8 protein-coding genes are annotated in these 12267 nt (G+C 39.7%); 6 read left to right on the top strand and 2 right to left on the bottom strand.

The genetic code is table 11. From position 1 onward, the window contains the following. The first annotated feature begins 70 nt into the window (after nt 1-70). Both AC27GZ_RS13585 and AC27GZ_RS13580 read left to right on the top strand, forming a co-directional pair. Nucleotides 71-223: a hypothetical protein gene (locus AC27GZ_RS13585; RefSeq protein WP_487095778.1), complete on the top strand. Its 153-nt coding sequence runs from the start codon at nt 71-73 to the stop codon at nt 221-223. A 77-nt stretch (nt 224-300) separates the two neighbouring features. Next, nucleotides 301-1710 carry an MFS transporter gene (locus AC27GZ_RS13580; protein ID WP_487095776.1) on the top strand — a complete coding sequence of 470 codons (1410 nt, stop codon included), beginning with the start codon at nt 301-303 and terminating at the stop codon, nt 1708-1710. A 79-nt stretch (nt 1711-1789) separates the two neighbouring features. Here the strand turns inward: AC27GZ_RS13580 and AC27GZ_RS13575 are convergent, their stop codons facing one another. Both AC27GZ_RS13575 and AC27GZ_RS13570 read right to left on the bottom strand, forming a co-directional pair. Further along, on the bottom strand, nt 1790-3043 hold the full coding sequence (locus AC27GZ_RS13575) for a Vgb family protein (RefSeq protein WP_487095775.1): 1254 nt from the start codon (nt 3041-3043) through the stop codon (nt 1790-1792). Between the two features lie 140 nt (nt 3044-3183). Next, nucleotides 3184-4083, bottom strand: coding sequence for a hypothetical protein (locus AC27GZ_RS13570; RefSeq protein WP_487095774.1), 900 nt, complete (start codon nt 4081-4083; stop codon nt 3184-3186). Nucleotides 4084-4418: 335 nt separating this feature from the next. Between AC27GZ_RS13570 and AC27GZ_RS13565 the strand changes: the two genes are divergently transcribed. The 4 genes from AC27GZ_RS13565 to AC27GZ_RS13550 all read left to right on the top strand — a co-directional run bounded on the left by AC27GZ_RS13565 (nt 4419) and on the right by AC27GZ_RS13550 (nt 12164). After that, nucleotides 4419-5531, top strand: coding sequence for a sensor histidine kinase (locus tag AC27GZ_RS13565; RefSeq protein WP_487095773.1), 1113 nt, complete (start codon nt 4419-4421; stop codon nt 5529-5531). After that, on the top strand, nt 5528-6364 hold the full coding sequence (locus AC27GZ_RS13560; RefSeq protein WP_487095772.1) for a LytR/AlgR family response regulator transcription factor: 837 nt from the start codon (nt 5528-5530) through the stop codon (nt 6362-6364). The genes AC27GZ_RS13565 and AC27GZ_RS13560 overlap by 4 nt, the downstream gene beginning before the upstream one ends. A 244-nt stretch (nt 6365-6608) precedes the next feature. Then, the gene (locus tag AC27GZ_RS13555) at nt 6609-9161 is read left to right on the top strand and encodes a family 16 glycosylhydrolase (protein ID WP_487095771.1); all 2553 of its coding nucleotides are present in this window, start codon (nt 6609-6611) and stop codon (nt 9159-9161) included. 39 nt (nt 9162-9200) lie between these two features. Further along, nucleotides 9201-12164, top strand: a complete 2964-nt coding sequence (locus AC27GZ_RS13550) for a TonB-dependent receptor (protein WP_487095769.1) — start codon at nt 9201-9203, stop codon at nt 12162-12164. Nucleotides 12165-12267 lie beyond the last annotated feature (103 nt).

Below are 12267 nucleotides of genomic sequence, written 5' to 3'. Positions count from 1 at the left end.
GTGATTAGTTTGTCAGTAAAGCCAACTAGGGATTTTTATTGTTATTTGAAGGTAGTTTAACGTTAAATACATGACTAAAAGTTTAGGTGCTCGTTTATGGTTCGCAAAAGTTATTGTTTTTTCATCGGGACTTGTACCACAAAAGAAAATGATGCAAGCAGGCTTAGTGCTCAATTTAGTTTTTGCTGTTGTTATTGCTTGCGTAGCAGCTTTATTGTTCTAGTTTATGTTGTTGTTTTAAATTGCATGGTAAACTAGCGCGATTTTTTTGATTTTCATAACTCTTAAGTGCAGGATTCAATGAGTGTTTCAGGTTTAAACCGTATCGAGAAAAAAGCCGCATTTTCTCTCGCCAGTGTTTTTGGTGTGCGAATGTTAGGGCTATTTATGATTTTGCCCGTGTTTGCTATTTATGGTGAACAACTAACTGGCTATAACCCATTATGGTTAGGGGTAGCGATTGGCGCTTATGGTTTAACGCAAGCGTTATTGCAAATTCCTATGGGGATCTTATCTGATAAATACGGCCGAAAGCCAGTCATTATGGCGGGTTTAGTGGTGTTTTTAATTGGTAGTGTGGTGGCAGCACTTTCCACCAGTATTTACGGTGTCGTTATCGGGCGAGCCTTGCAAGGTATGGGTGCTATAGCGAGTGCCATATTAGCATTAGCTGCGGATTTAACACGAGAAGAACAACGACCTAAAGTTATGGCAACTATTGGTATGTTCATTGGCCTGTCTTTTACGTTTGCCATGATTCTAGGACCTATTGTTGCTGATGCCTTTGGTTTAAGTGGCTTGTTTTGGTTTACTGGACTGTTAACCATTGTGGCTATGTTGTTGATTCAATTCATGGTGCCTTACTCAGTAAATAAAGCGCCACGAGGAGATAGTGTTGCCTTGCCTGAGCAAATAGGTAAGCTGATTCGTCATCCACAATTGTCACGATTAAATTGGGGTGTGTTTATTCTGCATATGGCGTTAACTGCTTGTTTTGTAACCTTACCTAAACAGTTTGTCGCTAGCGGTTTAGCGCTTGAAGATCACTGGCAAATTTATTTACCTACCTTATTAGGCTCTTTCTTTTTAATGGTGCCTTTCATGATTTTTGCCATGAAAAAGCAAAAAGAAAAACCTATGTTTAGTGGCGCTGTGGCTTTACTGACCATTGCATTACTTTTGCTTTGGTTATTACCTACGGGCTTTTGGAGTTTGGTGTTTTCTGTGGTGTTATTTTTCACCGCTTTTAATTATTTAGAAGCCACTATGCCATCAATTTTATCCCGTATAGCGCCTGCTGGCGTTAAAGGCAGTGTGATGGGGATTTTTTCAAGTAGTCAGTTTTTAGGGGCTTTTGTAGGTGGTCTTATTGGCGGCTATATTGCTAGTCAACATGGCGAAAAAGCTATTTTCTTAACCATGGCTATAATTTGTCTTATCTGGTTAGGGCTGAGTTTTGGCATGCAACAACTGAAAAAATCTAAAAGTTTTAGTTTTGCGACCAATATCGAGAATGAAGCAAAAGCGGATGAAGTGGCTGAATTATTAATCAATATGCCTGGAGTCATCGAAGCCACATTAGTACAAGATGGCGGTGTTGAAAACGCTATCGACACTAGTCAAATTATTGCCTATTTAAAGGTTGACGATAAAGTGGTGGATTTACCTGCGGTGAAAGCCTTACTTCAGTATTCAAGTAAAACCATATAGCCATAGTTCTTTATTTCATCTGAGTAATTTAGCGCTCCCCTTGGTTATTAACGAGGCGGTTGGGGAGCAAAGTTAGTTACTAATGAATATTTACCCTGAGCACTTTGTTGCTGCTACTTTGGTGAATTAGTAAATCACCGTCACGTGTGGGGCGCATGTGCCTGATTATTCCTGCAAAAACGTCACCTGAAGGGATTGCCCAACTTTGAAATGTTTCGGTTTTTGGATCAAATCGCACGAGCGGATCAGGTCTCATGCCTGATTCATTATACCAAACGACACCGTCAACCACGGCGATTGCATAAGGGTGTGATTTACTGCCACTTGGTGAGGACCACTCTTTTATTTTGCCTGTACTTGGATCGTATTTTCCTATCCGCCCTAAAGCCGAATTCACAAACCAAATCATACCGTCATCGGCAATATCAAGGCGGCGTACTCTACTGTTTTTTTCAGGGAGCATAATATCGGTTAACTCCATGGTGTCGGGGTTAACTTTGACGAGGCAATTTCTGCCATTACAAGCAACCCAAGGAACCCCATTATCATCGATTTTTATGCCGTAAGGCTTAGAACGTGGTGCATTCATAGTGACTAGTTTTATGTCACCGTTTGTGGGATCTAAACGACCAATCATATTGCTGTGCTGGAGGGTGAACCAGAGTATGCCATTATTGTCGAAAATAGCGCTGTGAGGGTCTTTAGCTTGCTTGTCGGGCATTTTATATTCGGTAATTTTCTTAGTGTTAATGTCTAATTTTCCGACACTGCCATTTTTATTTCCCGTATACCAAATATTGCCCATTTTATCGGTTGTAACGGTATGTGGCATAGCATTTGGGGGCAGTATGTATTCTGTCATCACCCCTGATTTAGGATCAAGTCTACCTATAAGATTAGCGCGTTGTCCTGCCCACCAAATTGCACCATCATGACCTTCTATTGGGTCGCGAGGGCGTTGCCCGAGTGTAGGTGGTTGCCATTGAGTAAAACTGATTTTACTGTCACCCTCTATAAGTTTTGCTGCTCGATGAGTATTGGGCGCATAATTACTAGCAAGGTAGCTCAATATTTGTTGTTGAATATCAGGTGTCTTTGATAAATCAATCATGGTTTGCGTTAATGCTTTCCAATCTTCATAACTATAGCCTGAGCTTCTAGTGATTAAATTGGCACGGTGACAGGCGATACAGTGTTGCTCTACTAATGCTTTACCTTGTGCATTGGCGCTATCGTCTATAAATCCATTGCTGGTATTTTTACTAAAACCAGTAAAAGAAACACAACAACTAAACGCTAAAATGCATGAGTTAATTATAGTATTTTTTGTCATAACCTGATCCTGTTTACTGTGTATTGGTTAATATGATTCGAAGTACCTATCACATGAAGCGCGTTTGCTTCTATGTAATGACACTCGTTGGTATAGCGTATATGAAGTTGTCTTGCAGTAAATTTGAGATATATTGCTATTTAGTCAAGTTGAAACCATAGCGTTTTATTATTTAACAAGGAGCTATCAGAATAATTAGGGTTATCCATTTTAATCAATCTTCTTTCATTAAGTTTGGCTCGTTGGATATCATCAGCATAATATTTATTTAATATTTGCTCTAATTCACCACTTTTTATCATGAGCTTCAAACCAGTTTCTATCCGCTGTGCAATACGAGGAGCTGTTGGTGAGACATAAACATAGGTTGGCATTGGTAGGTGTAGGGCGAGGGTAGGTTCAATAATTATATTGTCTAAATAATGTTTACGAGCTTCTAGTTCATCAAAAATCTCGTAGCTACCACGGGGGATATAGTCAAATCTATGGTTATTGAGTAAAGGGAATAAACCTTCGAAATTTTGTATTTTTTGCATTTTCATATCATGCTTTTCAAAAACATCTGTTGTGGCCCAACCATTTCTAAGTCCAGCTGTAAATAGCTTTAAATCTTCGAGGGTTTTGACTTGGGCAAATTGCTCGGCAACATCTTTGTGTATTAACAGTAAGCGATAATTTAACAAGCCTCGTCTAATAGGGATTTTAATCGCGATGGTTTTTTTATCCCACTCATCAGTGGCAGCAGAAACATAAATATTGATGTTAGTGCCGCGAACTATTTCTGGAAGGGCTCTTTTGCGGTTCATTGAGTTTTTTAGAGTGGTAAATTCGTAGGGACCAAATTCAGGTATGGTTAAGTCGAGGGCACGTAATACGACTTCAGTTTTATGTTCGGTGCGTTTATCTATTTCATTAGACTCACCTTCATTCATGATGATAATGTCTTTAGCCCAGCTCTTACTAGATAACAGTATTACTATTACTGCAGTAATATATATTGCGCGGATAAGTATCAATAAGGGAGATATTGATTTTATCATGGCGGTTTCCTCTACAAATTGAGTGTACTCGTTTTTTATTTCTACATTGTTGAAAACGCTGTTAATGCGTATTTTCAATTTCAAAATAGCTCAGATAAAAACAACGTCAGTTTTTTAACTATAGAATAAATCGTCTAAATTGAACATAAGTATTGTGGATATTACACAACCACTAGTGCTGTTGGTGAAAGTGGTTCATTGCGGTAACGTTACTTAGATGTGAATGAGTTGTCTCAACTTTGGCACGCCTTGTCGCAAAAATGTTTTATAGACACTAACGCACAATATAATCAATACTGGTGATAACTGCCTTTTAGGTTGCTATGATTAATATAATGGAAGAATACCACAGTGAAAGCTCTCTTGAATTAGAGCCGCAAGCATTCTCAAAGCAAAGCCATCAATTTTGGACGTTACAAATTGCCGGTTGGCTCGGCTATGCGTTTTTCGTCTTTATCGCTATTATCCGGCCGCAATTTGTAGATCCAAACTTTAATTTGTCTGGACAAATAATCAACCTTATCGTTGAAACGGTAAGTGGCTTTTTATTATCTTATTCGCAGTGGCTGTTTATTCGACGCATTATTCACTTACCACTGAAAAAAATGCTGTTCTTAAGTTTTTCATTCGCTGTCGTACTTGGCTTGCTTTATAACATGATTAAATTGAGTGCTTTTAAAGTGATAGTACACGAACAGCAATGGAATCATGCCTGGAACATGTTGGAATTTGGTGGCTGGCTATTGTTTTCTCTCACCACCATGTTTGCTTGGACGTCTATCTTTTTTATTATGCTATATAACACCAAGCTGCAAAAAGAGCATGAAATGTTATTGAGAGCCCAAACGTCGGCTAAAGATGCGCAATTGCAAATGCTCCGATACCAACTTAATCCACATTTTATGTTTAATACCATCAATGCTATTTCAACGTTAATTTATAAAAATGACAATGAAACTGCCAATGAAATGTTGGACAAATTATGTGAATTTTTCCGCTACTCCCTTGATAATAACGCTAAAAACAAGACCAGTTTAGATAAAGAATTACAGCTATTAGAACTGTATTTATCGATAGAGAAAGTACGTTTTGCTGATAGGTTAACGGTAGATATTGATATTAGTTCTGAAGTATTAACGTGCCAAGTGCCGAGTATGCTATTGCAGCCATTAGTGGAGAATTCAATTAAATACGCCATTGAGCCGAGGAAGGTAGGTGGCAATATTATCATTAAAGCCGCCAAGCAAGGAGAGCGTTTAATTATTGATGTTTTAGATAACGGTGATGGACAAAATGAAGCCGTCAGTGCTGGCTTTGGCATTGGTATGAGTAACACTAAAGCACGATTAGATGCTATGTTTAATGGCGATTTTGAAATTCAGATTACTGAAAATCAATTAAAAGGTACCACAGTGTCTATTTCTGTTCCCTTTGAGAAATTATCATGAATAAAAAAGTATTAACGGCTGTTATTGTTGATGATGAACCCCTTGCCCTTGAAGGTTTAAGGTTACGCTTGGAAAAAATTCCTGAGATTGATGTAATTGCTGAAGGCAGTGATGGTGATCAAGCAATCGCGTTATGCCAAGAGCTCAGCCCTGATGTTTTATTTTTAGATTTACAATTACCCGGCTTAAACGGCATTGAAGTTGTACAAACCTTACAAACCGATATATTGCCTATGGTTGTTTTTGTTAGTGCATATGGTGAATATGCCATTGATGCCTTTGAGTTAAATGCTATAGATTATGTATTAAAGCCGGCTAATTTAGGCCGCTTAAAAAAAACGGTAGAACGATTAATACAAAAGCACAGTCATGAACAAGCTGATAAAGGAAAGGATAAATTTAAGTTATTACATGCCCTTGGTGAAACGTCAGGTATTTCTATTTCTGAGTTAGAAAACTGGCTTGAATCTGACAAACCACTACCGACCTCTTTTTGCCAAGAGTTAATCATAAAAAATAGCGATAACGAAAAAGTTTTCTTACCCGTCAATACCATTAAATGGATTGATGCTGCGGGTGACTATATGTGTGTTCATACTGAAAAAGAAACCCATATTGTGCGTATAACTATGAAGAAACTTGAGACCCAACTTGATGAGCGAGTCTTTAAGCGGATACATAAGTCTACTTTGGTGAATATCAACTGCATTAAAAGTATTCGCGCGTTGCGAAACAGTGAAAGTATTGTGGAATTAGGTGACGATATTCAGTTAAAAGTCAGCCGTAATTTCAGCTCAGCTATCCAAACGTTGCTCGAATCTAAGCAGTTATAACCGGTTGACGTGGTTTTGTTTCGCTTTATCGTATTGTCTTAACAAATAATTCGCATGCCGCGTTAATGACACCTGATGCCGCATTTCAATTGTAACCCTGTCGTCACTGACACACTATGAAGCTAGGGGATAGCTTATATACAAGGTAACGCGTGTTTAGCTATTTAATTATCCTTTGCTTTACTTCATGTACAAAAACTATAAAACATAAGTGAAGCCTAAACAGGTAATTGGGATTCAAAACATGAAAAAATTGACGAACAAAATCACACAGCTTGCTGTGTTGGTTTCAGCAATGTCACTTGCCGGATGTGGCGGCGATGTTGCAACAAATACAGACTCAAGCAAAATTGACCCGCAACAACCGGTGAGTGACTGGCAGTTAGTGTGGAGTGATGAGTTTGATGGTGAAAAAATTGATGACAATAAATGGACTCATGAAGTCAATTGTTGGGGAGGCGGTAATGATGAGAAGCAGTGTTACACCGATAGTGCTGAGAACTCATACATAGAAAATGGCATCTTAAATATTGTAGCCTTACCTGCCGAAGAAGGCGCTACATTGCCTTATACTTCTGCACGGATGATCACTCAATATAAAGCAGACTTTAAATATGGCCGTATGGAATTACGCGCTAAGTTGCCTTCAGGTCAAGGTAGTCACCCTGCTTTTTGGATGATGCCCACTGATAGTGAATATGGTATTTGGCCTCGCTCTGGTGAATTAGATATTCTTGAAACTGTCAACTTGGGTGTTGCCAGAGATGATGGTACAGCGGAAAACCATGTTTACGGTACCTTACATTACGGTGAAAGCACCAACAATAAAGCACACTCTGGTCAAGCTTATCGACAAGAAGGGGTTAATCCAGCTGATGATTTTCATACTTACGCCATAGAGTGGCAAGAAGGTGAAATTCGTTGGTATATGGATGATTACTTATTTGCCACGCAACGCCAATCTGAACTTCGTTATAACAGTAAAGGTGAAGTTACCGCGTTAGAGCATAGAGGTTGGTACACTGAATATTATGATCAAGTAACCGGAGAACTTACCGTGCATTGGGATAGTGCACCATTTGATAGAAAATTCTTCATGATCTTGAACTTTGCTGTAGGTGGGGATTGGTCAGAAAATGTTAATGAAACAGGCATTGATGAAACAGCCTTTCATGCGGATAACAAGTTTGAAATCGATTATGTACGTGTTTATCAATGTAGCCAAAACTTTGAAACAGGCAGAGGCTGTGAAACAGTTCGTGCAGGTTACGATATTGAAGCCAGTGAAGAATTTCCCACTGGTGGATTAGTCATTGGTGGTGCTCCAAATCCTCCTGTAGCGACTTTACCACCTGTAGGCGGTTTACCAGATTTAATCGTTTTCGAAAATGCCGATACTGAATTTGTTGCAGGTCATTGGGCTGCCAATGGTGACGTAACTATTGAAGATGTTGATGTTGGCGGTGATCACGGTATTACCAAACAATTTACCTTTAATACGGATGAGGCGGTTGCTTATTTTCAAAGTGGCAACGATACAACCGATGTGAGTGGTTACACTAGCCTAGAGTTTGATGTGTTTGTCGTCAATGATAATGGCGCCGAAGATTTTATTATCAAAATGGACTGTATCAACCCGTGTAGCTCAGGTGATTTCCCGGTTGCTAAGCCGGCGGCAGGTGTTTGGACATCGTATAAAATACCGTTAGCAGACTTAGTGGGTAATGATGGTTCAGTATTAGATTTAAGCTTGGTTAATACACCTTTAGTCTTTTTCCCGACTTGGGGAAATATGAATGGCTTTGTTGCGCAAATTGACAATGTTCGTTTTACGACACCGGCTACCGTTTCTGAATTAGATGTTTATATCGATACTGATACAGACTTTCTAGCAGGTTTTTGGGCAGCTAGTGGTGATATTACTATTGAAGATGTTGTTATTGGTGACGAACACGGCACAGTGAAGCAATTTACCTTTAACACTGACGAAGGCTTGGGTTACTTTCAAAGCACGGATACTACCGATGTTAGTGGTTTCACTAGCCTAGAGTTTGATGTGTTTGTTGTTAATGATAATGGTGCAGAAGATTTCATTATTAAAATGGATTGTGTACACCCTTGTAGTTCGGGCGACTTCCCTATAGCGAAACCTGCAGCTGGTGTTTGGACATCTTATAGTATTCCATTAGCTGATTTAGTCGGCAATGACGGCTCAGCGCTTGATTTAAGTATAGTAAATACCCCGTTAGCCTTTTTCCCAACGTGGGGAAATATGAATGGCTTTGTTGCGCAAATTGATAATGTGCGTTTTACCGCGCCAGCTGTAGTACCTGAAATCGATGTTTTCACTGACGTAGACACTGATTTCGCGGCAGGTTTTTGGGCTGCCAGTGGTGACATTGCTATCGAAGACGTAGATGTTGGTGGCGATAATGGCGCTGTGAAACAATTTACCTTTAACACTGATGAAGGCCTAGCTTATTTCCAAAGTGCTGACACGGTTGATGCTAGTAGCCACAGTACGCTTGAGTTTGACATCTTTGTTGTTAACGATAATGGCGCTGCAGATTTTATTATTAAAATGGACTGCGTACACCCTTGTAGTTCAGGTGATTTCCCCGTAGCCAAACCAGCTCAGGGTGTTTGGACATCTTATAGCATTCCGCTAGCAGATTTAGTCTCAAACGATGGTTCGGTATTAGATTTAAGCATTGTGAATACCCCGTTAGCATTTTTCCCAACATGGGGAAATATGAACGGCTTTATTGCGCAAATTGACAACGTTCGCTTTAAGTAGTCAGCGTTATTAAAACTAATTTAAGAAAGTAGGGTAATCATGAAACATTCAAAATTCTCAAAAAAACGCTTAGCCGTTTATATTTCTGCAGCGATTACTGCAGGTTTAAATACCAGTGTTATGGCAGAAGAAGCTGCACTGGAAGCAAATGAAAAAGAAATCGAAGTTATTGAAGTACAAGGTATTCGTGGAAGCTTAACGCGAGCGATGAATATTAAACGTGATATGTCTGGTGTGGTGGACGCTATTTCATCTGAAGAAATGGGTAAATTTCCAGACAGTAATTTAGCGGAATCATTACAGCGTATTACTGGTGTATCGGTAAGCCGTAGTAATGGTGAAGGTAGCCAAATTACTGTCCGTGGTTTTGGTCCAGACTTTAACCTTGTTACTTTAAATGGCAGACAAATGCCAGGTACAGGTAATAGTCGTTCATATAATTTTGAAAACTTAGCCTCAGATGGCGTTTCAGCGTTAGAAGTTTATAAAACAGCGCGCGCTGACAAGCCAACAGGTGGTTTAGGGGCAACAGTAAATATTGTTACCACTAAGCCTTTATCAAGCCCAGGACAAAAAATGTCAGTATCTGCTAAGGCGATACATGACAGTTCAAATGTTGCGGGTGATGATATAACGCCAGAGTTTTCTGCGTTATATTCAAATACTTTTGCAGATGAAAGCTTAGGTTTTTCATTCTCTGTTAATCATCAACGACGAGATTTTCAACAGCAAAGTGCTAATATTCAAGGCTGGCAAGCCAATGTTGCTTTACCTGATAACCTTGATGAAGACATGGTGGTTGATCCAAGACCGCTTGACGAAGAAGGAAATCGAATTGGTAATCACTTCTTTCCAAGAGACATGAACTATGGTTTTTCTGATATACAAAGAGAAAGAACCAATGGTTATGTAGTTTTTCAATATGCGCCAATTGACGATCTAATCTTTACTGTTGATTACACCGCCTCAAAAGCGGTAACAGGTAGTAATGCTATTGGTTGGGGCATGTGGAATGATTATGGTGGCAACATCAATGGTTATGAAATAGATGAAAATGGTACGGTTATTTATGCTGATATCAGTGGCAATGATGGATCATTCAGTGCCAACCGTGGCACTACGGAAGTAGATGCAGAGTCTATAGGTTTCAATATTGATTGGATTGCAACCGACACCTTGTACTTTAGCGTTGATTACCATAACTCCACTAACGAAGCGGATAATGGTAAAGACAAAGGAATGGATAGCTTTGGCTCGTTAGTGCTAGGGTCAGATCAACTCAATACCAAAATTTATGATTACCGTACTGGTGAAATTCCTCATGGAGAGATTATTTGGAATAATGGTACTAATGAATTAGCGACAAGCGAAATTGATTCGCATTTTAGTCAGTTTATTCACTCACCGGGCAAATCAGAAGTTGAACAAGTGCAAATTGATGGCACTTGGGAAAATGATGCTTTTGATATCCCGCTTGTGGATATTAAATTTGGTATTGCTAGAACAGAGCAAACCATGAGTGGTTCTAGTGCATGGAGTGGCTTAATTGGTGGCTTCTTATTTAACCCTAATTTTACCGCCATGCTACCTGATGGTATGTTTACGCGCCATGATACCAGTGACTTTTTAGATGCTTTTGACGGTGGCGGTAGCGATTTAAATCCTCACTATTATTACACCTTTGATTTTGATGAATTGGTGGCAAGATCGGAAGCCTTTTTAACTAATGAAGTGCTAGGGGGCGATGATTATTTTGCTACCACAGCCTATCACGATATGGGCACTCAATCGGCGGGTTCAGTAAAAGAAGATACTACCAGTATTTATTTGCAAGGTTCATTGGAGTTTGATGTTTACGACTTCCCAGTACAAATGAATCTTGGTGTTAGGTATGAGCAAACAGATGTTACGAGTGAAGTATTGCAGCCTGTGCCTACCGAAGTTTGGTGGCAAGGCGGTAGTGAATGGCATACCCAGTATTTACCCGGAGATAATAACTTTCTTGAAATGACAGGTGAGCACGATGTGTTATTGCCTATGGTCGATATTAAAGTTGATATTACCGATGATTTAGTGACGCGCCTTTCTTGGGGTAAAACTATCTCTCGTGCGCCTTTAGGGAATTTAGCGGGTGGCAGAAGCTTGTCTGGTAGCCCACGCATTGGCTCAAGAAATGGTAGTGAAGGGAATACAAACTTACTGCCCTACGAGTCAACGAACTTTGATTTCAGTATTGAGTATTACTACGGCGAATCGAGTTATGCCTCTGTCGGTTACTTCAGAAAGGATGTAAAAAATTTCATCGGTAGCCAGATTACGTCGACAACCATCGATGGTTTCCATGATATGTACTTAGGTCCTCGTTGGAACCAAGCTGTAGCTGATATTGAAGCACGCGGTGATCAGGCTACTAACGATGCAATTTTTGCACAAATTCAAGCGAATGGCTCAGCGTTAAACGAACAAGGTTATTTAGAGCCTACTGCTGATGATCCGCTGATGATTTGGGACATTACTCGACCGTTCAACGCGCCGGATGAAAAAACGGTGGATGGTTTTGAGGTCGCATTACAACACGTATTTGGTGAAAGTGGCTTTGGTGTTGGCGTCAATGCAACGGTTGTTGATGGTGATGTTGAGTTTGACGTAGACAGTTTAGATCAGCAAACGCCATTAACAGGCTTGAGTGATTCGGCTAACCTTCAATTGTTTTACGAGAAGCATGGTTTGTCAGTTAAGTTAACTTATGCATGGCGTGATGAATACTTAATAGGTGTTGGTCAGTCACAAGGCTCTTCGGATAATCCGCCGCAGTTTGCCAAAGAGTTTGGTCAAATAGACATGAGTGTTAACTACGACATCACAGACAATTTCACTGTTTTCTTTGAGGGCATTAACCTTAATGATGAAACAGAGCAAGGGTTTGGTCGTTATGAAGAGCAATTCTTATATGCTCGACAATATGGCCCTCGTTACACCTTAGGTGGTCGTTATAGTTTTTAATACTTAGCATTAAAAGTGAGTACTTCATGCGTTGTGAAGTATTCACTTTCTCCCGTTTAAGATTATGTGGCTGACTTGATTATTTTTTGTCATTCACATGCTT

Source organism: Colwellia sp. SU-HH00943 (assembly GCF_057546125.1).
Note: the sequence above shows the minus strand (reverse complement) of the source record. Positions and strands in the feature narration are given on the sequence as shown.

Bases quoted from the DNA above. Each gene is read 5' to 3' on its own strand.
- AC27GZ_RS13585 (WP_487095778.1), top strand. From the start codon at position 71: ATGACTAAAAGTTTAGGTGCTCGTTTATGGTTCGCAAAAGTTATTGTT.
- AC27GZ_RS13580 (WP_487095776.1), top strand. From the start codon at position 301: ATGAGTGTTTCAGGTTTAAACCGTATCGAGAAAAAAGCCGCATTTTCT.
- AC27GZ_RS13575 (WP_487095775.1), bottom strand. From the start codon at position 3,043: ATGACAAAAAATACTATAATTAACTCATGCATTTTAGCGTTTAGTTGT.
- AC27GZ_RS13570 (WP_487095774.1), bottom strand. From the start codon at position 4,083: ATGATAAAATCAATATCTCCCTTATTGATACTTATCCGCGCAATATAT.
- AC27GZ_RS13565 (WP_487095773.1), top strand. From the start codon at position 4,419: ATGGAAGAATACCACAGTGAAAGCTCTCTTGAATTAGAGCCGCAAGCA.
- AC27GZ_RS13560 (WP_487095772.1), top strand. From the start codon at position 5,528: ATGAATAAAAAAGTATTAACGGCTGTTATTGTTGATGATGAACCCCTT.
- AC27GZ_RS13555 (WP_487095771.1), top strand. From the start codon at position 6,609: ATGAAAAAATTGACGAACAAAATCACACAGCTTGCTGTGTTGGTTTCA.
- AC27GZ_RS13550 (WP_487095769.1), top strand. From the start codon at position 9,201: ATGAAACATTCAAAATTCTCAAAAAAACGCTTAGCCGTTTATATTTCT.